Here is a 26002-nt window from a genome sequence, read left to right on the forward strand (position 1 = left end):
AATATGCTATTGAGCAGGGCTTTTCACTATTATTTAACGGCCTGTACCACACTTTGAATCAACAAAGTATTGGTGATACCCACTTGATTTTCCACCAAATGTTTTGCTGAATTCATGCTGATTTTTCCCGAAACATCCACTGGATTCCCAAAAGTGACCCCCGATAAATGGATAGCACCAAGTCCGGCTACCTTAAAGTCCCGAGCATTGCTGAGATTGATGCCCCCACCCGCCATGATTGAGATGGAAGCTTGTTTTTGCCATTCCTTTAGTGTTTCAATTCCTTTTTCTGCAGATGGATGCCCGCCAGAGGTCAAAATGGTGTCCACACCCAAGTTTCCCAATTTGTTTATTGCCCTGGTAGGCTCGGCCACCCAATCAAATGCGCGATGAAACGTAAAATGCATAGGTTTTGACAATTCCACCAACTCTCGGGTTCCCTCTACATCAATCGTAAAATCATTGTGGAGCATTCCTGATACAATCCCGTCCACCCCCAAATTCTTGCACGCCTCAATATCCGCCTTCATCACCTCAAATTCTGCTATGGAGTAATGAAAATGTCCACTACGTGGACGGATGAGCACATGTACTGGAATATCCAACCGCTGTTTCACCAGTTTAATCAATCCCGCGGAAGGCGTAATGCCCCCTACTCCAAGTTCGGAACAAAGTTCAATCCGATCGGCACCAGCCCTTTGGGCATTTAAGGCTGATTCCAACGAATTGGCACAAACTTCTACAAGCATATTGCTATATTTATCACCCTTAAAAGTAAACATCCCTTTCCATGAAGCGACGCAAATTCCTTAAAAATTCCAGCCTAACCACGGTTGGAATTGTATCGGCCTCTGCCCTAACCTCCTGCAAAACAGAAAACAAGCCTGAGGAAATTCCTCTGCCACCAACTGAACCTATTAAACCCATTGTGGTCTGTACCTGGAATTTTGGCAATGCCACCAGTAAGGCTTGGGAAATCTTGAGCAAAGGTGGTAATGCATTGGATGCCGTAGAGCAAGGTGTTAGGGTGGAGGAAGCCGATGAGACCAATGAAACTGTAGGTAAAGGTGGTAGACCAGACCGTGATGGAAATGTTACGTTGGATGCCTGCATCATGGATAAAGATGGGAATTGTGGCTCGGTGGTCTATCTTCAAAATATTGTACACCCAGTTTCGGTAGCCCGAAAAGTAATGGAAGAAACACCACACATTCTATTAGCAGGGAAGGGCGCAGAAAAATTTGCTTATGAGCAAGGGTTTGAAAAAGAAGACCTGCTGACCGAAAGTACACGACAACAATACCAAGAGTGGTTGAAAACTTCAAAGTATGAAACCACCATCAACATAGAAAACCACGATACCATTGGCATGTTGGCCATTGATGCAAATGGTGATATTTCTGGAGCTTGTACCACCAGTGGTATGGCCTATAAAGTTGCCGGTCGTGTTGGAGATTCTCCCATTATCGGTGCTGGATTGTTCGTGGATAACGAAGTGGGAGGCGCTACTGCCACCGGAGTTGGTGAAGAGGTCATCCGTACCGTGGGTAGTTTCTTGATCGTGGAGTTAATGCGGCAAGGGAAAAGTCCACAAGAAGCCTGCGAGGAAGGCGTAAAACGTATCATGAAGAAAAATGAAGGTCGCGATGATTTCCAGATTGGCTTTTTGGCCATCAATAAACATGGGGAAACTGGCGGATATTGTGTCCATCCCGGATTTACCTACAGAGAATACAGCGAAAAAGGACATGAAAATCGCCAAGTGAGGAGTTTTTATAGTTAGAACCAAGAGCGCTGCGCTGATAGATACAAGAGGCAGACCGCTACGCTGATAGACAAAAGAACCAAGACATCTTGATTCTTGAACTTGAACTTGGCACTTGAACTTGACACTTGTTTCTTGACTCTTGTCTCTATTTTCTAGGTTCTTTTTTCTACTTTTAAAACCTGCCTTTGATTATTGCACATTGCTAATTGTTAATTGCTAATTGAACAACATGTCTGACCAAAAAAGACTTTTTCTCCTTGATGCCTATGCCTTAATTTTCCGAGGATACTACGCACTCATTAAAAATCCACGAATCAACTCCAAAGGGATGGACACCTCGGCAATTATGGGGTTTGTAAATTCTCTTTTTGACGTGATTAAACGGGAACAACCCGACCATTTGGCGGTGGCTTTTGACAAAGGAGGTAGTGTGGAACGCACCGAACTGTTTGAAGACTACAAAGCCAACCGGGATGAAACCCCAGATGCCATCAAGATTGCCGTTCCGTATATCCAACAGATTTTGAAGGCCATGAAAATTCCTATTGTGGAATTGGAGGGCTACGAGGCCGATGACCTTATTGGAACCATCGCCAAACAGGCCGAAAAAGAAAACTACAAAGTTTTTATGGTGACACCGGACAAGGATTTTGGGCAGCTCGTCAGTGAAAATATTTTTATGTATCGCCCTGCGCGAATGGGCAACGGTATTGAAATCTGGGGCATCCCCGAAGTTCAAAAACGCTTTGGGGTCAAGCGCCCAGAACAGGTAATTGACTATTTGGGAATGATGGGCGATGCCAGCGACAATATTCCTGGTCTTCCCGGAGTGGGCGACAAGACCGCCAAAAAGTTTCTTGAGCAATTCGATTCGTTGGAAGGACTTTTGAGCAACACAGACCAGCTGAAGGGCAAGATGAAGGAAAAGGTGGAGGAGAATGCCGAATTAGGTCGACTTTCCCGCCAATTGGCAGAGATTAAAATTGATTGTGATGTGCAATTCCATGCCGAAGATTACGAAATGTGCCCTCCCGATGCCGAAGAAGTACAGAAAATCTTTGAAGAACTGGAGTTTCGGAGGTTGCGGGAACAATTCGTGAAACTGTTTTCAGGTGAGGTAGAACCTACTACCCAAGTGACCAGCACCGAAACCGCAAAGCAAGAGGCCAAAGTGGCCGGAAGTGGGCAGTTTACCCTGTTTGGGGGCGACCCTACCGAAGCCGCAGCCACCATTAAGGACGTGAGCGGCCGAAAGACCATTGCCGATGTTGAACATTTTTACCAAATGGTTCAGCCCGGGTTGGCCATGGAATTGTTTTTGAAAAACCTGATGCAGCAAACCTCGGTTTGTTTTGATACGGAGACAACCTCTATCAACCCTCTGGAAGCCGAATTGGTGGGTATCGCCTTTAGTTGGGAAGTGGGCAAGGGCTTTTATGTTCCCTTTCCTGAAACAAAGAACGACGCCATGCCCCTTATTGAAAAGCTGCGACCTTTCTTTGAAGCGGAGAACATTGAAAAAATCGGGCAGAACCTCAAGTACGACATCAAAGTGATGCTGAACTACGGTGTGGAAGTCAAAGGAAAACTGTTTGATACCATGTTGGCCCATTACCTCATCAATCCCGATATGCGGCATAATATGGATGTACTTTCGGAAACTTACCTCAATTACACGCCCGTTTCCATCACAGAACTCATCGGTAAAAAAGGAAAGAACCAATTGAACATGCGGCAGGTGCCTCTGGAAAAACAAACCGAATATGCCGTGGAGGATGCCGATGTTACCTTTCAATTGGCACAAAAGTTCAGGCCGGAGTTGAAGGAAGCCCAGACCGACAAACTTTTTGAAGAAATTGAAGTGCCCTTGCTTCGTGTACTCGCCGATATGGAACGGGAGGGCATTAATCTGAATGAGGATTTTTTAAAAGACCTCTCAACTGCGCTTGAAACGGACATTGCGGAACTGGAGAAGAAAATTTATGAAGATGCCGGTGAGGAATTCAACATTGCTTCACCCAAACAGTTGGGCGACATCCTTTTTGGAAAACTAAATCTGGTGGACAAACCCAAAAAGACCAAAACCGGGCAGTACTCCACTTCGGAAGATGTGCTTTCTTACTTGGCCAAGGACCATGAAATCATTCAAAATGTGTTGGATTACCGTGGACTTGCCAAACTCAAAAGCACCTATGTGGATGCGCTTCCCAATGAAGTTCAAAAAGAGACAGGCCGGGTGCACACGGACTATATGCAAACCGTGGCCGCTACAGGTCGATTGAGTAGCAACAACCCCAACCTGCAGAATATCCCTATCCGAACTGAACGGGGTCGGCAAGTGCGAAAGGCCTTTATCCCACGGGATGAAAACTACGTTTTGCTCGCTGCGGATTATTCCCAGATAGAATTGCGGATTATTGCGGCCTTGAGCGAGGAAGACACCATGATTTCCGCTTTTAAACATGGGGAGGACATTCATGCTTCCACCGCATCCAAAGTCTTTAATGTCCCTATTGAGGAAGTGACCCGCGAACAGCGTAGCAATGCCAAAACGGTGAATTTTGGGATTATTTATGGGGTTTCAGCCTTTGGGTTGAGCAACCAAACGGATTTGAGCCGTACCGAGGCCAAGGAGCTTATCGACACCTATTATAAGACCTATCCTAAATTGCGTAATTACATCAGTGAGCAAATCGATTTTGCCCGTGACCATGGCTATGTGCAGACCATTTTGGGTCGACGACGCTATTTAAAGGACATCAACGCGGGGAACCAAGTGGTACGCGGAGCTGCGGAACGTAACGCTGTGAATGCGCCCATTCAGGGAAGTGCGGCGGACATCATTAAAATTGCGATGATCAACATCCACAAAAAGCTTTCCGAAGGAAAATACAAAACCAAAATGTTGTTGCAAGTACATGATGAATTGGTATTTGATTGCTACAAACCTGAATTGGAGGAAATGAAGGAACTGATTAAATCTGAAATGGAAAACGCCTACAAACTTTCCGTGCCCTTGGATGTGGAGGTGGGTATTGGTGAGAACTGGTTGGAGGCGCACTAATCTTAAAAGCACTTGGGGTTTAATAGAAAAATAATATGGAAGAATTGCAATTTACTGGTGGAGCTCGTATAGGAAGTGCCAATGCAACTTTCCCATTTGCAACCTTAAAAGTGAATAAAAATCGATTGGAGTTAAATGCCTCTATTGTTGGAAATCTTATTTTTCAACCTGCGGATGTTGTTTCAATTGAACCTTATACCATGATTCCTATTCTGGGGCAGGGTATAAAAATTAATCACAACGTTTCCACATATAAAGAGAGAGTCATTTTTTGGACTTTTAAAGACCCGAATGAAGTCATCAAGCAAATCCAACAAACGGGATTCCTAAGTAACCAAAATGCTTCTGTGCAACAAATGGACAGAGCAATAGCGGAAAAACAGGTCAAGGGAGGATTTCCTATAAAAAAAGGCTTCGCTATTGGGGCCATAGTGGTTTGGAACTTACTTTTCCTCTCTGATTTTGTTCCGTTCTTTCTTCAAAAAACAGATGGGACCCCCATTGGAAATGGTGTTTTAGCAGCAGTTGGATTGCTATTTTTGAGCGCATTGTTCAGTCTTATTTCAGGAGACTTTAGGAGACTCATCTTAAAGGAGGGGCGTGAACTTGATGATATCAAGAAATTTGCAATTTTCACCTTGATTATTAGTGGGTTAATGCTGCTACAATTTTTATCAATGATAAAGTTTATGAATTAGCTATTGGCTAAAAATCCAAATGAAACCCTCCAAAATCATTCTTCCCATTATTGTGGTGTCCCAGTTTTGTTGTACATCGCTGTGGTTTGCGGGAAATGGGGCCATGCAGGATCTTGTAACCACTTTTGGTTTAACTGAAAGCGCAGTGGGACATTTAACCTCAGCAGTTCAGTTAGGGTTTATCATAGGCACCTTATTATTTGCCATTTTATCCATTGCCGACCGTTTTTCACCCTCTAAAGTATTCTTATGCTGTGCGGTATTGGGAGCTCTGTTCAATTTGGGGGTAATTTGGGAAGGGAATTCGTTGGCAAGCATCCTCGCATTTCGATTTTGCACTGGTTTTTTTCTGGCGGGCATCTATCCCGTAGGGATGAAAATAGCCGCAGATTATTTTGAAAAAGGGCTTGGCAAGTCTCTTGGGTTCTTGGTAGGCGCTTTGGTCATTGGAACCGCATTCCCACATTTATTAAAAGAAATGACTCGTGCCTTTCCGTGGAAATCAGTTTTAGTGGGTACCTCATCACTTGCTATACTGGGTGGCGTATTGATGGTAAGTTTGGTTCCGGATGGCCCCTTCCGCAAACCGAGTCAGAAACTGCACTTATCCGCTTTTTTAAGAGTGTTCCAAAATGGAAAATTTCGTTCGGCAGCCTTTGGCTATTTTGGACACATGTGGGAATTGTACGCCTTTTGGGCATTCGTACCTATCATGCTGAAAACGTATACTATGGTGCATCCCGCTGCAACCTTCAATATTCCTTTACTGTCTTTTTTGATCATTGCCATCGGTGGACTGGCTTGCGTATTGGGTGGCTATTTGGCACAAGCACTAGGAACCAAACGTGTTGCTTTTATGGCGCTCCTTCTTTCTGGAATATGCTGCTTGGTTTCACCATTGCTATTTGTCCAAACCTCGGAAATGGTATTTGTGGTATTTCTACTTTTCTGGGGGATGGTGGTCATTGCAGATTCACCCTTATTTTCCACTTTGGTGGCCCAAAATGCCTCCCCAGAACTCAAAGGTACCGCCCTGACCATTGTCAACTGTGTGGGATTTGCCATTACCATTGCTAGCATTCAATTACTGAATGTGTTGCTAACTTTCACCTCATCCAATAGCACTTATATGGTTTTGGCCTTGGGTCCCATTTTGGGCTTATGGGCTTTGTTTCAAAAAAAGTGAAGCTGTGATTTCCCGCTTGAATGATTCAGATGAATCAACAATCCTTCAAAATGCTAACTTTAATGGCTATTAAGTAAAATCCTTAGATGAAACTCACCATATTTATTGCCATTATTATTTTCCTAAGATATCTGGTTCCCCGATTGGTGGATTTTGGGGCACCTGAAAGAACAGAAAGAAAAAGCGAGTGGGACTACCGTGTAAAATTCGCAAAACTCAACAAGGAGAAATTTGAAAAGGCCAACCAAGAGGAAAAGGAGGAATTACTTTACTATTACACCCATAAAATTAGGAAAGCGCATAATTATAGTAATGCTTCTTTTCGGAACATGCCCAAACCCCTTCAAGTAGTTTGGTTAATCAATGAACTTGAAACAGAGGTAAACAATGGTGGATTTTCGCAGTTTTTCTTTAATTCATCTGGTCGCTATACGGAAGAAACCCTAGAAGCTCTGGAGGCCATTGGTGCCAAACACAATTATCAATTATTGCTCAATGCGGTCCAAACCGTTACCAAAAGTAATGAGAGAATCAAAACTGGTGAAATAAATAAGCTTATTGAATCATCTGACCTTTATAATCATGAAAAATTAGAGGAAAAGATGTATGAACTGGACGAAAAGTTTTATGAGTACAAAGAGGACTTTTCAACATTAAAAATGAACTACATTGAAAAGTACAAAAACGACCTCTGGAAAGAATTGGAAGAAAAATATGGAAGTGAATAAATTATCCTTACAGTTGTCAAAATTGATATGACTTTTGCACAAATCGACACTTTCAATTCATGGCTTAAAGCAAATAAGTATCTCATTTACATTGTATTGATTCTTTAAAAAATCCTTCAAAACCAATCCAACTATTTTATACCTTCCATTAAAAATTCAAGGATATAAAATGATTCATCCCGATACAGAATTACGTTTTATCAGCAATGAAATTGGCTATGGCGTAGTGGCTACCAAGTTCATTCCCGCAGGCACCATTACTTGGGTACTGGACCAATTAGATCGCGAGTTCACCCCACTGGAACTCCAACAAATGGACCCTACCTACCAAAACATTCTCGATACCTATACCTTTCGCAACAACAAGGGCAACTATATTCTTTGTTGGGACAATGGACGGTATGTGAACCACAGTTTTAACTCCAACTGCCTCACCACCGCATACGATTTTGAGCTAGCCATCCGCGACATTCAACCTGGGGAGCAACTCACAGACGATTATGGCTACCTCAACATTCCCCTGCCCTTTAGAGCTGCCGATGAGGGTACCCGCCGTAAAATTGTCTACCCAGATGACCTATTGAAATACTACAAGGTCTGGGACAAAAAAATTGAGAAGGTGTTTGGGAATATCACAAAATTGCAACAGCCCTTACGCCCCCTGCTTACCAAAGGCTTATGGAATCAGGTTGAGCGTATTGTTGCAGGAAAGGAGGAACTGGATTCCATCCTTACCAATTTTTATGATGAGAACATAGAAAAATAATGGGTAACTTGTTACAAGTACAATTTTCGCCCATGATTCAAGAAAATGAGCAGGTCTTGCAAAACTTACTTCCCAAGGATAAGGAGACTGAGTTGCTGGCTATAAGTCAGCCTAAAACCCTAAAGGCCCACGAATATTTTATCCGAGCAGGGGAAGTACCCAAAAATTTTGCCTTTGTGATTTCCGGACTCTTTAGATATGTATACATTACCCCAAAAGGGAACGAATTTACCAAGGGCCTTATCATGGAACATGATTTCATCAGCTCCTACTCGGCAATGACCTCCAATTCTCCCTCCCATTTTTTTATTGAGGCCATGGAAAATGCGGAAATATTGACCATTTCTTACCAAAAATGGCTTGTTTTGATGGAAACAGACGTTTTTTGGACGAAGTTTTTGCTAAAATCGATTGAAAAAGGATTTTCCAAAAAAGAAAAAAGGGAACGAGATCTCTTATTGTTGAATGCCAAAACTCGATATAAAGACTTTTTGGAGGAATATCCGGGTATCGAGAAAAGAATCAATCAAACCATAATCGCCTCCTATCTGGGGATACAGCCCGAAAGTTTAAGTCGTCTTCGAAAAAATATGCTCTCTTAACATACATCAATGCACCGCTGGTTTTGTGCATATACTTTAGCTGCATAGTAATCATAAATCCAAAACAATGAAACTATCTGGTAACACCATTTTAATCACCGGCGGAAGTTCGGGCATTGGCCTGGAACTCAGCAAACGATTAATCCAGCAAAAGAACAAGGTCATCATTTGCGGGCGTTCACAGTACAAACTAAATGAGGCCAAAAAACAACTTCCTCAACTTGAAACTGTACAATGCGACCTATCCAATAAAGTGGAATGTACAAATTTGGTGCAATGGGTTATAACTCATTATCCAGACATTAATGTCCTTATCAACAATGCGGCTCTTGTACACAAAGTAGATTTTTTGACCACGGATAACATCATGGAAATGGCCGAACTTGAAATGGAAACTAACTTTATGGCGCCCATCCGATTGATACATGGCCTTTATCCACAACTCCAAAAGAACGGCAACGCTAAAATTGTCAATATTACCTCAGGATTAATATACACCCCTAGGGTCGCCTATCCTTTTTACAATGCCACAAAGGCAGCCCTCCATTCCTTCACCCAAATCTTTCGGAAAAGTACCAAAACCTCCGAAGTTGACATCGTGGAAGTGATGTTCCCTGCGGTGGATACGCCTTGGCACAAAGGCAAGCCACCAAAAATCGCCATATCAACCAGCAGAGCTGTTGATGACATGCTCGCTGGATTAAATAAAGGAAAACAAGAAATCAGAATCGCAGGGGTGAAACTACTGTATTGGATATCCAGAATTGCTCCAAAATTTGCCTTCAAAAAGGTGAATACTCTAAAGGACGCATAAAAAAAGGCACCTTAAGGTGCCTTTTTCATTCTATTTCATAGCAATATTAATTCCCAAAACTGTTTGCCAATCTTGGCCTTGGGGTTTTGTTTCCTTTAAATAGGTCCAAAAAGGGTTTAAAGTGACTGCTCCATTTATAAGGAACAAAATCAAACCACAATTTTACCTCCGGTCCTTCATTGCCTTCTATCTGAAGTCCATTTTCAATGATAAAGTCCAAACGACCAAAGTGATCGGCCGATTCTTGCACACCATCCCAGTATCGAAACTGGTTGCCTTCATTTGCCAAATAGAAACGCAACTTGGTATACGTTCCTTCAGGAAGTGAAACCACATTTTTGGAGCGCAAAAACTGTCCAGATGAAATCCCTCGAAGGGTAACTGCACTTTGGCCCGGAAAATCTGCAACCGTATGTTCATTACCCGCTGCATCAAAAGCAGAAAACTGGGTAATGTTCAACATCATATCGGAAACATGAAGCTCTGTTGCGGCTTCGCTTTTCAAAATCAATTCTTTGACAGCTTTATCCCTGTTCTCCACTTGATTCAACAAATCAAATGAGAATGGTACACTCTGCCACTTATTCGGATAAATTCTCTTTTTTTCCATAACACTGTATATTAAATTATACACTGCAAAATTGCGGCTGATTTTCTGCCCGTGCTTCTATAAAATTCACCAGTTTCTATGCTGTATTGTCCTAAATATTGTTTTTAAGTTTATTTTAGGTTAAAATTTTACAAAAAAGTGTCTCTATCTTTATCCTTCAACTGTGTAATGACATGAAAATCAACTACATTTTTTTGTTATTGGCCCTTTTGGCAGAGATTATTGGTACTGTTGGAGGCTTTGGGTCATCGGTATTTTTTGTGCCCTTGGGTAATTTTTACTTTGATTTTTACTCCGTACTCGGCATGACGGCCATTTTTCATTTGTCCAGTAACGTGAGTAAGATTTTCCTCTTTAAAAAAGGATTGGACAAAAAGTTACTGCTGTACATTGGTGCTCCCTCTGTACTTTTTGTTATCATCGGTGGATTTCTATCGAAAATTGTGGATGGACTTATGCTCACCATTGTGTTAGGGGTATTCTTGGTGGTCTTTAGCCTATTCTTCCTGATTAAAAGTGAGGTGGTAGTACTCCCCAATAAAAAGAACGCCATTATTGGCGGTACACTTTCTGGTTTTTCTGCCGGATTGTTAGGCACAGGTGGTGCAATTCGGGGACTGACCATGGCCGCCTTCAATCTGGAAAAGAATGCCTTTATCGCCACTTCGGCCTTTATTGATTTTTTGATTGATTTTTCCCGGACCTTTGTTTATTACGATAATGGGTATATCGGCAAGCAAGAACTCACCTATCTTCCTTTTCTTTTTGCCATTGGTTTGATAGGAACGTATTTAGGAAAAAGAATCTTAGTCTATATTCCCCAAGAACGGTTCCGGAAATTAAGTTTGCTTTTTGTACTGCTCATTGGTTTGGCTACCATTGTCCAGTTGACCATAAAGCATTGGGGGCAACTCGCATTTTAATATACCATACTATTGACTAAAAGTTCATCAACCTATACACCCATGAAAAAAATTATACTCTGTTTAGCACTTATCACCTTCATCTTGGGTTGTAAAAATTCTGAAAAACAAGTAGTTGAAGACAAACCACCACAAATCATCAATCCTAAATTGGATTTTAAACCCAATATCGTATGGATTGTCGCCGAAGATTTAAGTCCTTATATTCCAGCTTTTGGCGATAGCACTATTGTAACCCCAGCCTTGAATCAATTGGCCGCCGAAGGCGTTTGCTACGATAATTTTTTTTCGCCCCATCCCGTTTGTGCTCCCGCTCGCGCTGCAATCATCACCGGGATGTATGCCAATAGTATTGGAGCCAGCCACATGCGTACTGGGCCTTGGTTCAGTGACACTGTTTCTGACGAGGTAATCAACAACTACGCATCCAAACCTATTGAGAATATCAACTATGAAGCTGTTCCTCCTGCTGAGGTGAAAATGTTTACGGAATACCTGCGTGGTGCAGGGTATTATTGTACCAATAACAAAAAAGAAGATTACCAGTTTAGAAAAACAATGACCGCTTGGGATGAAAGCAGTGATCAGGCGCATTGGAGAAATCGACCTGATGAAACCCCATTTTTTTCCGTCTTTAATATTGAGGTGACCCACGAATCTAGAATTTGGTCAAAAGCAACTGATTCCCTTTGGGTGGATAAAAACTTGGAGGTTTCAGTACCCCCCTATCTTCCCGATACAAAAGTGGGCAAAAAGGATTTTAGGCGCATGTACTCCAACATTTTGGAGATGGATCATAAGGTCGGTCAAATTCTTGAGGATTTACAAACAGATGGACTACTAGACAGTACCATTGTGGTATGGTATACGGACCATGGAGGTCCTTTGCCCCGACAAAAAAGGTTGTTGTACGATAGCGGATTAAAAGTGCCCATGATTATTCGTTTCCCCAACGGGGAATTTTATGGACTCAGGGATAACCGAATTATAAGTTTTATTGATTTGGCGCCAACCGTACTTTCCCTTGCCGGGATTGAGCCTCCAAATTATATGGAGGGCAAGGCTTTCTTGGGGGACTATATGCGAACCGAAGAACCTGAATATGCCTTTGGCGCAGCTGACCGTTTTGATGAATTTACCGATCATATGCGTTCCGTAAGGGACAAAAAGTTTAAATACATTAAAAATTATGAGTTGGACAAACCGGTCTATTCTGATGTGGCTTATCGGAAACAAATGCCCATAATGCAAGAATTGTTACAATTAAAGAATCAAAATCAATTGACGCCAACACAAGCCTTATGGTTTAACAGTCCAAAAGCCGAAGAAGAGCTCTACGATTTGGAAAATGACCCCCATGAACTCAATAATCTAGCTGGAAATCCAGAATATAAAGACCGATTGGAAAAGATGAGGCTGGCCTGCAACGATTGGGTCAAAGAAATTGGGGATACAGGATTGCAGCCCGAAAACGAACTCATTGAAAGTTTCTGGCCCAACCAAGAGCAACCCTTGACCTCAATCCCAAAACTGGAGTTTAAAGATGGTGTATTACATATTTCATGTTCCACCGATGGAGCATCAATTGGATATCGGTTTAATTCAGATGAGTCATGGAAAATCTATAATAGTCCCATTCAGGTTCTTCAAAGCCAAAAAGTTGAAATCGTTGCAGATCGAATTGGCTATAAACGAAGTGATACCATAACCTTTAAACCCTAAAATTATTCGGAATACAACAGCTGATGCTTTTTTGGCTCTGAAATCAACTAGTCCTCAAGGGAATAATTTTCTCCCAGTTGGTCCAATACAGCCAAAAAAGTGGCAAATTCAGAGGGTTGTAGGTTTTTAACGGCCAATTTTCGCAATTGAAGGGCTTTTGGCATCACCAAATCAATCACCTCTTGCCCTTCAGGAGTCAATTCCAGTTTAAATCGTTTTTGGTCGCCTTCAAAACGGGTTTTGCTTACCCAACCTTTGCGTTCCAGTCCGCCAATTACCCGCGATGTTGTGGCTCGGTTTCGGAAGTTGCTCTGCACAATATCCCGCTGACTGGCTTCATCCCCCAATTCATAAATCCGGTGTAAAATGACCCATTGCTCAATGGTCATTTCCACATTCAATTCTTCAAAAGCACGCAAATAGGCGAACTGGATTTTTCGGAGCACCAAATCCAAGTGCAGTCCTATCCCTTGTATTTCATCTATATGATTGAGCATCTATAAACAGTTCCCACAAAAATAGGGATTCATTTTGGATGACATTCAATGGTCTACTAGTCAACAAAGCCAATTTTAACCTAAAATTTAGTTCAGAACGCATTGCTATATCCGAAAAAAAGTTATTTTTGTTGCATTAGCAACAATATAAACTCAGCACATAAAAAATACGCAAATATGGAAACAGCAACACTTCCAAAATCATCGGGCAAAGCGCAGGATTTTATGCCCATTAATGGTACAGATTACATTGAACTTTACGTAGGCAACTCCAAACAAGCGGCGCATTTCTACAAGACTGCTTTTGGATTTCAGTCCTTAGCCTACGCTGGATTGGAGACAGGCCTTAAAGACCGCGAAAGTTATGTGGTGGTACAGGATAAAATTCGCTTGGTTCTGACCTCTCCCCTTAAAAGTGGTACTGAAATCGGCAAACATATCGATTCCCATGGCGATGGCGTAAAAGTCGTGGCCCTTTGGGTGGATGATGCCACCTATGCCTACAATGCCGCTATGGAAAGAGGTGCCAAATCTTATATGGAACCCAAAGTGGAAGAGGACTCAACCGGAAAAGTGGTTCGTTCTGGAATCTACACCTACGGTGAGACGGTCCATATTTTTGTGGAACGAAAAGATTATGAAGGCGTTTTTCTTCCCGGGTTCAAAAAATGGGAAACCCCAGATTACAATCCTACCTCTACCGGCCTAAAATATGTAGATCATATGGTAGGCAATGTGGGTTGGAACAAAATGAACCACTGGGTCAATTTTTATGAAGATGTATTGGGTTTCAAAAACATCCTTTCGTTTGATGACAAGGACATTTCTACTGAGTACACCGCTTTGATGAGCAAGGTGATGAGCAACGGCAACGGACGCATCAAATTCCCCATCAATGAACCAGCCGAAGGCAAGAAAAAATCGCAGGTTGAGGAATATTTGGATTTTTACGAAGGCGAAGGCATTCAACACATTGCCGTAGCTACGGATGACATTATCAAAACCGTCCGCGATTTGAAGAGTCGTGGTATAGAATTCTTGCGTGTACCTGAAACCTATTATGAAGCCGTAACTGACCGTGTGGGAGAAATTGATGAGGATATTGCTCCCTTGAAAGAGTTGGGCATCTTGGTAGATCGTGATGATGAAGGCTATCTGCTTCAGATTTTCACCAGACCTGTGGAGCCCAGACCCACCATGTTCTTCGAAATTATACAAAGAAAGGGCGCACAATCATTTGGAAAAGGTAACTTTAAAGCACTGTTCGAAGCCATAGAACGCGAGCAAGAACTTCGAGGCACTTTGCATTAACATTGGTGGTTCATAGTTTTTGAGCTTGCACTTGATTCTTGAATTTGAACTTAAACGTAACACCATGCCTATTTACCACAATCTCGGGAAAATTCCGCAAAAACGGCATACCCAATTTGAAAAACCCAATGGCGGTCTCTATTACGAACAGCTTTTTGGAACCATTGGTTTTGATGGGATGTCATCCCTGCTCTACCATATCCATCGCCCTACACAGGTGAAGGAAATTGGAAAAGCCTTGGATGTTAGCCCCAAAATTGCAGTGGACAAGAACATCACCAGTAGAAAATTGATTGGTTTTGATGTTCAACCCAAAGATGACTTCTTGGAGGCCCGTGAACCCCTTTTGGTGAACAATGATGTTCACATAGGTTTAGCAGCTCCCAAAGAATCCATCACTGGATATTTCTATAAAAATGCCGATGCGGATGAGATGCTCTTTATCCACAAAGGGTCTGGAACGTTAAAAACCTTTTTGGGCAATATTCCTTTTGAATATGGGGATTATCTCATTATTCCAAGAGGGATGATCTATCAGATTGAATTTAATACGGAGGACAACCGCATTTTGTATGCCGAGTCCTTCCATCCTATTTACACCCCAAAACGGTACCGAAATTGGTTCGGGCAATTGTTGGAGCACTCTCCTTTCTGTGAGCGGGACTATAAATTGCCACAGGATTTGGAGGCTCATGACGAAAAAGGTGAGTTTTTGATGAAAATCAAAAAGCAGGGTATGCTGCACCAACTCGTTTATGCCACGCACCCGTTTGATGTAGTGGGTTGGGACGGTTACAACTTTCCCTACGGATTTTCCATCCATAATTTTGAACCCATTACGGGACGTGTACATCAACCGCCACCAGTACATCAAACCTTTGAGACGGGTGCCTTTGTCATCTGTTCGTTCTGCCCAAGGCTGTACGATTATCATCCCAAGGCCATTCCGGCACCCTACAACCACTCCAATATAGATTCTGATGAAGTGCTGTATTATGTGGATGGTGATTTTATGAGTCGGACGGGAATTGGTCCAGGGTACATTTCACTGCACCCAGCTGGAATTCCACATGGCCCACACCCCGGAACCTACGAGGCCAGTATCGGGAAAAAAGTAACAGAAGAGTTGGCCGTGATGATAGACACGTTCAAACCCCTAAAAGTTACTGAAAATGCCCTCAAGATTGATGATGGCAAATATTATAGCTCTTGGGTAGAGTAATCAAGTAAGTAGACGTTAGATTATAGAAATAAGACATTATCAATTCAAACTATCTAACTTCTAACTACTCATATCTAACATCTAAATAAAACATGATCATAAACATACCTGAAAATTCAGATTTTTCAATTCATAATATTCCCTTTGGGATTTTTTCCACCGAAGACAGAAGTCCTCGTGTAGGCGTCGCTGTGGGTGACCATATTTTGGATTTGGCTGCCGTTGCCGAACTGGATGTATTTGATTTCAATACAGCAGTCTTGGAAAAGGATACGCTCAACGATTTTATTTCATTGGGAAAAGAAATTACATCCCGAGTACGGAAAAAGATTCAGTACTGGCTCAAGGATGATACATCCGAGCTAGCTGGGAAACCAAAACTTTTTGTAAAACAATCCGATGCCCGGATGCACATGCCCATCCAAATTGGGGACTATACCGATTTTTATTCCAGCATAGAGCACGCCACCAATGTGGGCAAAATGTTCCGCGACCCCGAAAATGCCCTTTTGCCCAACTGGAAGCACATTCCCGTGGGGTATCATGGTAGGGCAAGCTCAATTATTGTAAGCGGACAACCTATCCATCGCCCTAAAGGACAGACTTTGCCTAAAGATGCCGATGCGCCTGTTTTTGGTCCTACCCAACGCCTGGATTTTGAATTGGAAATGGGATTAGTCTGCGGAAAAGACACGAACTTGGGGGATTCCGTTTCCACTGCCGAAGCTGAGGATTATATTTTTGGTTTGGTACTGTTCAACGATTGGTCCGCCCGAGATATTCAAAAATGGGAATACGTGCCGTTAGGACCCTTTTTGGCGAAGAATTTTGCGTCTTCCATTTCTCCTTGGATTGTGACCTTGGAGGCTCTGGAACCTTTCCGAGTAGCTGGGCCCAAACAAGAACCCAAAGTGCTCCTCTATTTGGAATATCCAGGGGATAAAAATTACGACATTAACTTAGAAGTGGGCATCACTCCAGAGGGAAGTGAAGAAACTACAGTTTGCCATAGCAACTTTAAACACATGTATTGGAACATGGCCCAACAACTGGCCCATCATACGGTCAATGGTTGTAACATCAATGTGGGCGATGTGATGGCTTCCGGGACCATTTCCGGGAAAGATGAGAAAAGTTACGGCTCCATGCTGGAATTGGCTTGGATGGGTACCAAACCGGTTACAATGAAGGATGGTTCGGAACGAAAATTTATCCATGATGGAGATACGGTTACGCTTCGGGGTTACGCTAAAAATGGCGATATTCGGGTTGGATTTGGCGAGGTAACGACGAAAGTGTTACCCGCTAAATAATTTCTGGTAGCTGAGCGCCCGCCTGCCGGACGGGCAGGTAGTCGAAGCTACTGAATCTAGAATCGTGACTTCGAATTAGTCCAATCGGCTAAGCTAACAATAAGATAGATTCCTGCCTTCGCAGGAATGACAAAAACTAACTTAATGATCAAAACCATAGACCCTAACCAAGTATCCCAACCCGAACTTCATAGTATTCTATTGACGGCTGTGGCACCACGGCCCATTTGTTTTGCCAGTACGGTGGACAAAGAAGGGAACGTTAACCTGAGTCCCTTCAGTTTTTTTAATGTGTTCAGTTCCAATCCGCCGGTAATGATTTTTTCGCCATCCCGAAGTGGTCGGGATAATTCCCTAAAACACACCCATGAAAATATCGTGGAAGTACCTGAAGTGACCATCAATATTGTGAACCATGACATGGTGGAGCAAATGTCGCTTTCCAGTACGGCCTATGACAAAGGAGTGAACGAGTTTGGAAAAGCAGGGTTTACCCAAGTCCCCAGTGAAAAAGTGAAACCACCGCGCGTAGGTGAGGCTCCAGTTTCTTTTGAGTGTTCTGTGATGGAGGTCATTGAATTGGCCCAGACCCCAGGAGCGGGTAATCTCATTATTGTAAAGGTGGAACTCATCCATGTGAATGAAGCTTATTTTACAGATGGTGTACTTGACACCGAAAAATTGGATTTGGTAGGTCGAATGGGTGGTAATTGGTATATCCGGGCCATTAAAGAATCCCTGTTTGAAGTCCCAAAGCCTCTCCGCACCCACGGAATTGGAGTGGATGCATTGCCTAAGGGCATTCGGGAAAGCGAGATTCTCACAGGAAATAATTTAGGCCGATTGGGAAATTTGGAAGGTGTGCCTTCTACCAAGGAAATTAAAGCGATTATTGAAAAGGAAAGTTTGCTAAATGCCTCCAAGACCGAATTACATACCTTGGCCCAACAACTATTGGAAGAGGGCGATACAGAAAAGGCGATGGCGTATTTGTTGTTTGGGGAGAGCTTGTAGAAAACAAAAGATGAAAAATCTAAAAAAGATTATTATTGGATTCATCTTAATTCTCCTAACAGGAACTACAATACTTATTTGGATATTAAAAGTCAATGGCGTTAAAATCTTTGACTCCGAGAAGGTTGAATATCAGCCATTGGTGTCAAAGGATGCGGAACGAACATCTGAATTTGAAAATGGTTTAAATATTTTTTTAAGAGATTGTGGAAAATGCCATGTCACCAAAAACAAGCTCCACAATTATTTAGGTAATGTAGTCAATAAAATGGGTGAAGAATATCTAATTCTCTACTTAACAAAACAAGATTCTCTAATTGAAAATAAAGACAAGTTAGCCTTAGCTATCAAAAAAGAATGGGGAAATCAACCGAACAACCACAACTTCAACTATTCGAAACAAGATTTAAAAAGCCTAATTGAATATTTAAAATAGAGCATCAAAGGTTTCCGTAAAAAATGAAAAAAGAAATCCAATCCATCTTTAAACCCCATTTGGTTCCCAAAGAGGTATATCAAGGTGGAAAAAACATCCCGCCTTCGGATAAAAAAATCTATAAGCTCTCTTCCAATGAAAATCCATTGGGGGCTTCGCCCAAAGCCAAGGCAGCTGTTAAAGCAGCTGCAGACCGGATAGACCTGTATCCCGATCAAACGGATATGCGATTGCGTGAGGCTTTGGTCAAAGATTTTGATGAACAACTATCTGCCGAGCAATTTATCACGGGGAACAGTGGCTCTGAAGTCATTGATATGATTTTAAGGGCCTTTATCAATGAAGGGGATGAGGTCATCTATTCCAATCCCTGTTTTTTGCCTTATTCGGTTTTCTCACGTTGGTACGGTGCCAATCAGGTGGATGTTCCTCTTTTGGCTCCCCATTACGATTTGGACGTGGAGGGCATCTTGAATGCCATTACAGAACGAACGAAAATCATCTTTTTGACCAGCCCCAACAACCCAACAGGCACCTATATTCCTAAACCGGTGTTGGATGATTTTTTCAATCGAGTTCCCAAAAACATTGTTATCGTTTTTGATGAAGTCTATCGTCATTTTGCGGATGCCGAGGATTATGTCACCGCATTACCTTATGTTGAGCAAGGTCATAATGTGATCGGACTCAATAGTTTTTCAAAAACCTATGGTTTGGCCGGACAGCGGATTGGCTATTGCTACACTACAGCAACCATCGCCAACTATATCCGCTTGATTCAAAAACCGTTTTTATTGCCCTTGACTTCCATGGAAGCGGCCATTGGAGCCTTAAATGATACCGAATTTATTGCTCAAACCGTAAAAACGGTTTTGGAAGGTCGGGAATACCTCGCCCAAGCATTTGACGAATTGGGAATTCAATATTGGCCAACCCAGGCCAACTTTTTTATCATCGACCCTCCTTTACCCGAAATGGAATTCACGGACAAGATGATGGATGAAGGGATTATGGTGAGACCCGTCTCTCAATTTGGCGCTCCCGGTAAGGTACGGGTTACCATAGGTAATGCTGAGGCGAATGCCGCTTTGGTCAAGGCGTTGCGGAAAATTATGCAACATTAAAGAAATTCGTCAATTCGAATGATTTTTGATGTAAAAAACGAAAAAATTATATCGAGAATTAGAATTTCATTCTCCCAAAACCAGTTCTCGATACATTTTCCTAAAGGAAAACACTCGAACTGACGATTAGATTATTTGGATTCTTGCTTTCGCAGGAATGACAATTAAAGCACAAATCGATAGGTTGCCTTCAACAGAAAGATATTCTGCGGTTTTTGGCCAAAAATATTGTCGCCTAAACTAGGTAAAAGGCCATTGGTTGGGTCTCCATCCCGAGACACATCTTGGGACCAAACCAAAAATATTTCAGAACCTGGAATATACTCCCACCGGATTACCAAATTGGAGCGGAATTGCACAAAAGAGAAATCGGGATCATCAAAACTAAAGTCTTGCACACCGTTCATGTCCTCATCCACTGAATATACCCCATCGGCCAATGAAACTTGGTCAGTCCCATAAGTCACAAACCTGTCCTCAAATACTTTTTCGGTTGGATTGGTGATGTGCTTAAAATTGGAATATCGTCCACGGGAAATAAAAGGTTGCCCCCAATATTGAATGGTTAAATTAGGATTTATGGTATAATTCAACCGAACTGACATGCTCAAGGTCCGTTGGTCTATCTCCCCATTAAGATATCGTGGCGAGCCATTGACATCATCCAAATTATCTATAAACTGAAGCTTATCGTTGTTGATGTTCAGGGACGGAAATACCGAAACCCGCAATGCATTTATGGGTTGGTAGGTGATTCCTCCCTCCATATAATAGGATTTGTACGAATTGTCCAAGGCTTTTCTCCCATTATGGAAGAAAGCAAATCGTAGTTTTTTCCGATTATCCGTTTCCGTATTGTTCCAAAAACTTACCCAGGGAGATTGTCGTAATCGTGGGCCGCCCCGCAAGGCAAAGTTGGAGTAGTCAATAGGGGCATAATTAAATCCAATATTGGTGAACCAATTCCCTTTCCAATTTTGCCAGCTATTGGTATTGAACTGCGTATAATTATGGTTGCCGCCAAAATCCCATGCCGTCCAATGGTTGTAATTAATCCCTATCTGCCGAAAAGTATTATCAGGTTTTAGGGTTCGATATCCAATCCAGGTGTAGTGTCGAATATCATCAGATTGCCGTTGAAAACCAATATCGTTCAATTCCAACTCTGGGGAACGCCAAGTGGCCCCGCTTTCAAATCGAAAATTGCCTTTTCCCAGTTTCCCGATTTGAAGATTCCCTGCGGTACCCGTTAAAGAAGTTCGATTTGGGTCCAACTCCAAATAATCGGCATCCACCCGATTGAACAAATGCGTAATGGATTCTTGGGTGTTCTGGATGGCTTCTTCACTTCCTGTTACATGACTGAAATTGAAATTCCCTTCAAAATACCAGTCCCTGTTGTTCCATTGATGTTTAAAATCGATTCCACCCGTAAACGCCGACTTGTGGAGAAAATTTAGCTCCTCAGGGAGTTGTTCTCGATTGGTAGCCGTGAAAATTCCACCTATATAAGAGTTTCGATCATTAAAATCTTTTTGGAGCCTTCCCACAAAATAATTGGTCAAGGGTTCCACCATTTCTTTTCTTGGACCTCCATTATCTGAGACGATGGTGGCCGTTCGTTGGGCGGTAACGCTTTCCAGAACCCCAATGGCCCAACCATTTTTGGTCTTTCCACTGAATTTGGCCGCACCAATGATAGGCGTATTATCCGGTTGGTCCACAAATTCACCGTCATTCGTATCTGGATAGCCTTGCGGACTCCTTCCAATTCTCCTAGAATAAAAAATATTGTCTGAGCCGAAGGTGTTGCCTGCTTCGGATTGGGATACATTAAAATCGAAAATGTTCTTGTTCTCCACAAAAAATGGACGTCGCTCTTGAAAGAAAATCTGAAATCCATCCAAGGCAATGGCGGATGGGTCGGCATCCACCTGACCAAAATCTGGGTTGACGGTTAAATCGAGAGTTAGGTCATTGGTGATTCCAATTTTGGCATCCAAACCCACGGTAATATCGCTTTCACTACCATCCTCAAAAGGATTTCCTTCCTCTGCTTCATAGGTTTCGGTCTTGGCCACGGTATAGGGTTGGATTTCCAATTGGCGTTGGGGTTCCATATTTTTTAGTCCATGCAACTCCCCAAACTCACTCGTCCAGCCGGCAACATCACGCGGAAGGCGTTGCCAAACCGAGCGCTCCTCATTCCTGAAATACCGCCGCATAAATTGCAACCCCCATACTTGATCTTCCGCCCGCCCAAATTTAATCTGGCTGAGCGGTATTCGCATTTCAGCAGTCCACCCCTCTTCATCAGTACGGGTCTTTACATACCAAATGGGATTCCAGCTGTCATCCTCTTGACCATTGTTGGAGCCAAACACATCGCCCTTAACCCCTGCTGCCGTAACAATGAATCCAAATGACGTCCGCTTATCGTGATAACTATCTATGAAAATCCCTATCCAATCGCCATCAAAGCCATCACGTCTGGACAAGCGCCTTACAATTTTCTCCGGTTCGGTATCAAAACAGCGCACACCCACATAAAGAGATTTCTCATCATACAGTATTTTAAATGCGGTTTGTTGGGCGGGAGGCGTGTTCTCATCGGGTCGTTGCTCAATAAAATTGTCGCCCCACTGTACCAAATCCCAAGCAGGGTCATTCAACATTCCATCAATAACAGGGGCAGGTTCCGAACCCAAAGACTGGGTCATATATATTTTTTTGGGAACTACATTGGTGGAATCCTGGGCTTGGATAAATACGGAAAAAAGGAGGCAAGTGAGAAAAAGGCAGAGTTGCTTCACTGGTTCGTTGTTGATTGATTGATGTAATTGATAGACCAGCAAAATAGCAAACTGTTACATGTATGTCTTTTTTTAGGTTTTTTTTAACAGGACAGCCAAAGGTCGGGGCCTTAATTTTGGCTGCTGGAAGCTCAAATGAAAAAAGAGAAAAAATATTCCCAATCAACCGTTTGTAATTCAATCTAATAATTGTACATTTGCAGCCCGTTTATCGGGATAGGTTATTAAATCAATATTTTTAGAGAAGTGGACACATTAAGTTATAAGACTATTTCCGCCAATAAAGCTACCGTTGACAAGCAATGGTTATTGGTTGATGCTGAAGGACAGACTTTGGGAAGATTGGCGTCAAAAGTAGCCAAGTTGCTTAGGGGAAAATACAAGACCAATTTTACTCCCCATGTAGATTGCGGTGATAATGTGATAATCATTAATGCCGAGAAAATAAGTCTATCCGGCAACAAGTGGGACGATAAGGAATATCTTCGATATACAGGTTATCCAGGTGGGCAGCGTTCCGCTACCGCCAAGGAGGTTTTGGCCAAACACCCAGAGCGTATCATTGAAAATTCTGTAAAAGGGATGTTGCCCAAAAATAAATTGGGTGCCGACCTTTTTAGAAATCTAAAGGTATATGCTGGTGCTGAACATGGTCAAGAAGCACAAAAACCAAAAGCAATCAACTTAAACGACTACAAATAAATGGAAGTGGTTCATAAGATAGGTAGAAGAAAAACTGCTGTGGCACGGGTATATGTTTCTGAAGGAAAAGGAAACATCACCATCAACAAAAGAGACTTGAATGAGTACTTTACCACTGGCACACTACAATATAAGGTAAAACAAGCTTTTACCTTGACTGAAACTGAAGATGCTTACGATGTAAAAGTTAACGTTTACGGAGGTGGTATCACAGGTCAGGCAGAAGCAATTCGATTGGCATTGTCCAGAGCAATGTGTGAAATCGATGCTGAGAACAGAGCTGTTCTTAAACCCGAAGGTCTATTGACCAGGGATCCAAGAATGGTGGAACGTAAGAAATTCGGACAGAAGAAAGCCCGTAAGAAATTCCAGTTCTCCAAACGTTAATATTTCGGTGTCTTTGGCACCACTATATAAGTTCATTGAAAACCCTGGAAACCTATTTCAGGGTTAAATTTTTAACCAAGTTGTCGTTGTTCCAAAAAGGAAAAACAATTCGACTTTTTGGAATTTAGTTTAGCATCTAAATGGGCTGGGCGAACGTAAGTGACCACCAACCCATTGCTACTACAACGGAACGTAAACTAAGTACAAGAAATGGCAAGTAAAATTGAAGTAAAAGACTTACTGGAAGCAGGTGTGCATTTTGGACACCTAACACGAAAGTGGAACCCCAACATGGCTCCCTACATCTACATGGAGCGTAACGGTATCCACGTTATCAACCTTTACAAAACGGTAGCAAAACTTGAGGAAGCCAACGAGGCCCTTAAAAAAATTGCTGCTTCTGGACGAAAAATCCTTTTTGTAGCCACAAAAAAACAAGCTAAGGACATTGTTGCTGACAAAGTATCCAAAGTGAACATGCCATACATCACTGAAAGATGGCCTGGTGGTATGTTGACCAACTTTGTCACTATCCGTAAAGCGGTTAAGAAAATGGCTGCTATTGACCGTATGAAAAAAGACGGTACGTTCAACACCCTTTCCAAAAAGGAAAGATTACAGGTTGACCGTCTTCGTGCAAAATTGGACAAAAACTTGGGCTCTATCGCCGATATGACCCGTTTGCCTGGCGCTATCTTTATTGTGGATACCATGCGTGAGCACATCGCCGTAAAAGAGGCCCAAAAATTGAACATTCCAATTTTTGCCATGGTCGATACCAACTCAGATCCAAGACCCATCGATTTTGTGATTCCTGCCAATGATGATGCTGGAAAATCCATCGAGGCTATCTTGGAAGAAGTGACCAAAGCCGTTGCTGAAGGTTTGGCTGAGCGTAAAAATGACAAGCAGAACGACAAAGAAGATGAAGAGGAGGAAGTAGTAGCAAAAGCTGTTGTTTCTGATGACGATGATGATGACGTAGCTGAGAAAAAAGCACCTAAGAAAGCAAAGCCAGCACCTAGGAAAGAGGAAAAACCTGCAGCCAAAAAAGAAGAAAAGGCCGTAGAAAAGAAAGAGGAAGAAGCTGAAAAACCCGCTGAGCCTGCTAAAAAAGAGGAAGCTGTTAAAGCAGACGACTTGACCAAAGTTGAAGGTATTGGACCCAAAGCAGCTGAAGCTATCGTGAGCAGTGGTATTGAAACCTACGCTAAATTGGCAAAAGCTGATCCTGAAAAAATCAAGGAAGTTTTGACCGAGGCTAGTTCAAATTTGGCTCATTTAGATCCAACATCTTGGCCAAAACAGGCTAAAATGGCCGCTGATGGCAAGTGGGATGAATTAAAAGAATGGCAAGACAACGCCAAAGGTGGGGTTGAAGCCTAAGATTGATTTAACATTGTCCTAAAACGAAACACCTTAATAGTGTTTTATTTTACATAAATTTTAAAAAGCATAAAAAATGGTAAAGATTACCGCCGCTGAGGTAAATAAATTGAGACAGACCACCGGAGCTGGAATGATGGATTGTAAAAAAGCTTTGGTTGAGGCTGAAGGTGATTTTGACAAAGCAATTGAAATTCTAAGAAAGAAAGGTCAAAAAGTTGCAGCCAACAGAGCTGATAGAGATTCTTCTGAAGGTGCGGCCATCGCAAAAGTGAATGACAATAGCACCCAAGGTGTTATCATCTCATTGAACTGTGAGACTGACTTTGTTGCTAAAAACGAAAGTTTTGTGAATTTGGCCAACGATTTGGCTGATCTGGCTTTGGGTTTTGACAGCAAGGATGATTTTCTTGCCGCTTCTTTCAATGGCATGACCGTAGCTGAAAAATTGACTGAGCAAACTGGTGTTATCGGAGAAAAAATTGAGATTGCCAGCTTTGAGAAATTGAGCGCTCCTTTTGTTGGTTCGTACATCCATGCTGGAAACAAAATTGCCACTTTGGTTGGATTGTCTGCCAATGTAGATGGTGCCGCTGAAGCTGCAAAAGATGTTGCCATGCAAGCTGCTGCTATGAATCCTGTTGCCTTGAACGAAGAAGGTGTTGATCAATCTGTGATTGATAAAGAGATTGAAATTGCAAAAGACCAATTGCGTCAAGAAGGAAAACCAGAGGAAATGTTGGACAACATCGCTAAAGGTAAATTAAAGCGTTTCTTCAAAGACAACACTTTGGTAAACCAAGATTTCATCAAGGATAGCAAGCAGAGTGTTGCCCAATACGTTAAATCTGTAGATTCCAGCTTGGAAGTTACTGGATTTAAAAGAGTAGCCTTGGGTTAAACTCCAAATATCATT

24 protein-coding genes are annotated in these 26002 nt (G+C 42.3%); 20 read left to right on the forward strand and 4 right to left on the reverse strand.

Annotated elements, in window-relative coordinates; translation table 11 throughout:
* Positions 1-29: 29 nt before the first annotated feature.
* The gene (locus tag J0X14_RS11490; protein ID WP_207097919.1) at positions 30-749 is read right to left on the reverse strand and encodes a copper homeostasis protein CutC; all 720 of its coding nucleotides are present in this window, start codon (positions 747-749) and stop codon (positions 30-32) included.
* A gap of 41 nt (positions 750-790) precedes the next feature.
* On the opposite strand from J0X14_RS11490, the gene J0X14_RS11495 reads away from it, so the two are divergent.
* The 8 genes from J0X14_RS11495 (at position 791) to J0X14_RS11530 (ending at position 9626) form a co-directional block, all read left to right on the forward strand.
* Positions 791-1783: an isoaspartyl peptidase/L-asparaginase family protein gene (locus J0X14_RS11495; RefSeq protein WP_207097920.1), complete on the forward strand. Its 993-nt coding sequence runs from the start codon at positions 791-793 to the stop codon at positions 1781-1783.
* Positions 1784-1997: 214 nt separating this feature from the next.
* Positions 1998-4832: a DNA polymerase I gene (gene polA / locus J0X14_RS11500; protein ID WP_207097921.1), complete on the forward strand. Its 2835-nt coding sequence runs from the start codon at positions 1998-2000 to the stop codon at positions 4830-4832.
* Between the two features lie 35 nt (positions 4833-4867).
* Positions 4868-5530, forward strand: a complete 663-nt coding sequence (locus tag J0X14_RS11505; protein ID WP_207097922.1) for a hypothetical protein — start codon at positions 4868-4870, stop codon at positions 5528-5530.
* Between the two features lie 19 nt (positions 5531-5549).
* Complete coding sequence (locus J0X14_RS11510) at positions 5550-6716, forward strand: MFS transporter (protein ID WP_207097923.1); 1167 nt, start codon at positions 5550-5552, stop codon at positions 6714-6716.
* A gap of 86 nt (positions 6717-6802) precedes the next feature.
* Positions 6803-7444 (forward strand): DMP19 family protein, encoded by a 642-nt coding sequence (locus J0X14_RS11515; protein WP_207097924.1) that lies wholly within the window; start codon positions 6803-6805, stop codon positions 7442-7444.
* A 169-nt stretch (positions 7445-7613) separates the two neighbouring features.
* Positions 7614-8210, forward strand: a complete 597-nt coding sequence (locus J0X14_RS11520) for an SET domain-containing protein (protein WP_207097925.1) — start codon at positions 7614-7616, stop codon at positions 8208-8210.
* 32 nt (positions 8211-8242) lie between these two features.
* Positions 8243-8812, forward strand: coding sequence for a Crp/Fnr family transcriptional regulator (locus J0X14_RS11525; RefSeq protein WP_207097926.1), 570 nt, complete (start codon positions 8243-8245; stop codon positions 8810-8812).
* 67 nt (positions 8813-8879) lie between these two features.
* Positions 8880-9626, forward strand: a complete 747-nt coding sequence (locus J0X14_RS11530) for an SDR family oxidoreductase (RefSeq protein WP_207097927.1) — start codon at positions 8880-8882, stop codon at positions 9624-9626.
* A 46-nt stretch (positions 9627-9672) separates the two neighbouring features.
* On the opposite strand, the gene J0X14_RS11535 is transcribed toward J0X14_RS11530, so the two are convergent.
* Positions 9673-10236 (reverse strand): hypothetical protein, encoded by a 564-nt coding sequence (locus J0X14_RS11535; RefSeq protein ID WP_207097928.1) that lies wholly within the window; start codon positions 10234-10236, stop codon positions 9673-9675.
* 173 nt (positions 10237-10409) lie between these two features.
* Between J0X14_RS11535 and J0X14_RS11540 the strand changes: the two genes are divergently transcribed.
* Positions 10410-11159, forward strand: a complete 750-nt coding sequence (locus J0X14_RS11540) for a sulfite exporter TauE/SafE family protein (RefSeq protein ID WP_207097929.1) — start codon at positions 10410-10412, stop codon at positions 11157-11159.
* A gap of 42 nt (positions 11160-11201) precedes the next feature.
* The gene (locus J0X14_RS11545) at positions 11202-12881 is read left to right on the forward strand and encodes a sulfatase (protein ID WP_207097930.1); all 1680 of its coding nucleotides are present in this window, start codon (positions 11202-11204) and stop codon (positions 12879-12881) included.
* A 47-nt stretch (positions 12882-12928) separates the two neighbouring features.
* Here the strand turns inward: J0X14_RS11545 and J0X14_RS11550 are convergent, their stop codons facing one another.
* Positions 12929-13378: a MarR family winged helix-turn-helix transcriptional regulator gene (locus J0X14_RS11550; protein WP_207097931.1), complete on the reverse strand. Its 450-nt coding sequence runs from the start codon at positions 13376-13378 to the stop codon at positions 12929-12931.
* A gap of 177 nt (positions 13379-13555) precedes the next feature.
* Between J0X14_RS11550 and hppD the strand changes: the two genes are divergently transcribed.
* The 6 genes from hppD (at position 13556) to J0X14_RS11580 (ending at position 19798) form a co-directional block, all read left to right on the forward strand.
* On the forward strand, positions 13556-14689 hold the full coding sequence (gene hppD, locus J0X14_RS11555) for a 4-hydroxyphenylpyruvate dioxygenase (RefSeq protein ID WP_207097932.1): 1134 nt from the start codon (positions 13556-13558) through the stop codon (positions 14687-14689).
* A 64-nt stretch (positions 14690-14753) separates the two neighbouring features.
* Complete coding sequence (locus J0X14_RS11560) at positions 14754-15911, forward strand: homogentisate 1,2-dioxygenase (RefSeq protein ID WP_207097933.1); 1158 nt, start codon at positions 14754-14756, stop codon at positions 15909-15911.
* 92 nt (positions 15912-16003) lie between these two features.
* Positions 16004-17224 (forward strand): fumarylacetoacetase, encoded by a 1221-nt coding sequence (gene fahA / locus J0X14_RS11565; protein WP_207097934.1) that lies wholly within the window; start codon positions 16004-16006, stop codon positions 17222-17224.
* 144 nt (positions 17225-17368) lie between these two features.
* Positions 17369-18238 carry a flavin reductase family protein gene (locus J0X14_RS11570; protein WP_207097935.1) on the forward strand — a complete coding sequence of 290 codons (870 nt, stop codon included), beginning with the start codon at positions 17369-17371 and terminating at the stop codon, positions 18236-18238.
* 10 nt (positions 18239-18248) lie between these two features.
* Entirely contained in the window at positions 18249-18674 is a 426-nt protein-coding gene (locus J0X14_RS11575; RefSeq protein WP_207097936.1) for a c-type cytochrome, read from the forward strand.
* Positions 18675-18697: 23 nt separating this feature from the next.
* Positions 18698-19798 (forward strand): pyridoxal phosphate-dependent aminotransferase, encoded by a 1101-nt coding sequence (locus J0X14_RS11580; protein ID WP_207097937.1) that lies wholly within the window; start codon positions 18698-18700, stop codon positions 19796-19798.
* 164 nt (positions 19799-19962) lie between these two features.
* Here J0X14_RS11580 and J0X14_RS11585 read toward each other — a convergent pair whose 3' ends face one another.
* The gene (locus tag J0X14_RS11585; RefSeq protein ID WP_207097938.1) at positions 19963-22518 is read right to left on the reverse strand and encodes a DUF5916 domain-containing protein; all 2556 of its coding nucleotides are present in this window, start codon (positions 22516-22518) and stop codon (positions 19963-19965) included.
* 339 nt (positions 22519-22857) lie between these two features.
* On the opposite strand from J0X14_RS11585, the gene rplM reads away from it, so the two are divergent.
* From rplM to tsf, 4 genes are all read left to right on the forward strand, one after another.
* Positions 22858-23313 carry a 50S ribosomal protein L13 gene (rplM, locus tag J0X14_RS11590; RefSeq protein WP_207097939.1) on the forward strand — a complete coding sequence of 152 codons (456 nt, stop codon included), beginning with the start codon at positions 22858-22860 and terminating at the stop codon, positions 23311-23313.
* On the forward strand, positions 23314-23700 hold the full coding sequence (gene rpsI / locus J0X14_RS11595; protein WP_067746428.1) for a 30S ribosomal protein S9: 387 nt from the start codon (positions 23314-23316) through the stop codon (positions 23698-23700). It begins immediately after the preceding gene.
* A gap of 210 nt (positions 23701-23910) precedes the next feature.
* Positions 23911-25086, forward strand: coding sequence for a 30S ribosomal protein S2 (gene rpsB, locus J0X14_RS11600; RefSeq protein WP_207097940.1), 1176 nt, complete (start codon positions 23911-23913; stop codon positions 25084-25086).
* 76 nt (positions 25087-25162) lie between these two features.
* On the forward strand, positions 25163-25987 hold the full coding sequence (tsf, locus tag J0X14_RS11605) for a translation elongation factor Ts (RefSeq protein ID WP_207097941.1): 825 nt from the start codon (positions 25163-25165) through the stop codon (positions 25985-25987).
* The last annotated feature ends 15 nt before the right edge of the window (positions 25988-26002 follow it).

This window comes from Allomuricauda sp. CAU 1633, from assembly GCF_017313225.1.
GTDB lineage: Bacteria > Bacteroidota > Bacteroidia > Flavobacteriales > Flavobacteriaceae > Flagellimonas.

Bases quoted from the DNA above. Each gene is read 5' to 3' on its own strand.
- polA (WP_207097921.1), top strand. From the start codon at position 1,998: ATGTCTGACCAAAAAAGACTTTTTCTCCTTGATGCCTATGCCTTAATT.
- J0X14_RS11505 (WP_207097922.1), top strand. From the start codon at position 4,868: ATGGAAGAATTGCAATTTACTGGTGGAGCTCGTATAGGAAGTGCCAAT.
- rpsB (WP_207097940.1), top strand. From the start codon at position 23,911: ATGGCAAGTAAAATTGAAGTAAAAGACTTACTGGAAGCAGGTGTGCAT.
- tsf (WP_207097941.1), top strand. From the start codon at position 25,163: ATGGTAAAGATTACCGCCGCTGAGGTAAATAAATTGAGACAGACCACC.
- J0X14_RS11545 (WP_207097930.1), top strand. From the start codon at position 11,202: ATGAAAAAAATTATACTCTGTTTAGCACTTATCACCTTCATCTTGGGT.
- J0X14_RS11515 (WP_207097924.1), top strand. From the start codon at position 6,803: ATGAAACTCACCATATTTATTGCCATTATTATTTTCCTAAGATATCTG.
- J0X14_RS11585 (WP_207097938.1), bottom strand. From the start codon at position 22,518: ATGACCCAGTCTTTGGGTTCGGAACCTGCCCCTGTTATTGATGGAATG.
- J0X14_RS11490 (WP_207097919.1), bottom strand. From the start codon at position 749: ATGCTTGTAGAAGTTTGTGCCAATTCGTTGGAATCAGCCTTAAATGCC.
- fahA (WP_207097934.1), top strand. From the start codon at position 16,004: ATGATCATAAACATACCTGAAAATTCAGATTTTTCAATTCATAATATT.
- J0X14_RS11560 (WP_207097933.1), top strand. From the start codon at position 14,754: ATGCCTATTTACCACAATCTCGGGAAAATTCCGCAAAAACGGCATACC.
- J0X14_RS11575 (WP_207097936.1), top strand. From the start codon at position 18,249: ATGAAAAATCTAAAAAAGATTATTATTGGATTCATCTTAATTCTCCTA.
- J0X14_RS11580 (WP_207097937.1), top strand. From the start codon at position 18,698: ATGAAAAAAGAAATCCAATCCATCTTTAAACCCCATTTGGTTCCCAAA.
- hppD (WP_207097932.1), top strand. From the start codon at position 13,556: ATGGAAACAGCAACACTTCCAAAATCATCGGGCAAAGCGCAGGATTTT.
- J0X14_RS11525 (WP_207097926.1), top strand. From the start codon at position 8,243: ATGATTCAAGAAAATGAGCAGGTCTTGCAAAACTTACTTCCCAAGGAT.
- J0X14_RS11570 (WP_207097935.1), top strand. From the start codon at position 17,369: ATGATCAAAACCATAGACCCTAACCAAGTATCCCAACCCGAACTTCAT.
- rpsI (WP_067746428.1), top strand. From the start codon at position 23,314: ATGGAAGTGGTTCATAAGATAGGTAGAAGAAAAACTGCTGTGGCACGG.
- J0X14_RS11540 (WP_207097929.1), top strand. From the start codon at position 10,410: ATGAAAATCAACTACATTTTTTTGTTATTGGCCCTTTTGGCAGAGATT.
- J0X14_RS11510 (WP_207097923.1), top strand. From the start codon at position 5,550: ATGAAACCCTCCAAAATCATTCTTCCCATTATTGTGGTGTCCCAGTTT.
- J0X14_RS11550 (WP_207097931.1), bottom strand. From the start codon at position 13,378: ATGCTCAATCATATAGATGAAATACAAGGGATAGGACTGCACTTGGAT.
- J0X14_RS11535 (WP_207097928.1), bottom strand. From the start codon at position 10,236: ATGGAAAAAAAGAGAATTTATCCGAATAAGTGGCAGAGTGTACCATTC.
- J0X14_RS11530 (WP_207097927.1), top strand. From the start codon at position 8,880: ATGAAACTATCTGGTAACACCATTTTAATCACCGGCGGAAGTTCGGGC.
- J0X14_RS11495 (WP_207097920.1), top strand. From the start codon at position 791: ATGAAGCGACGCAAATTCCTTAAAAATTCCAGCCTAACCACGGTTGGA.
- J0X14_RS11520 (WP_207097925.1), top strand. From the start codon at position 7,614: ATGATTCATCCCGATACAGAATTACGTTTTATCAGCAATGAAATTGGC.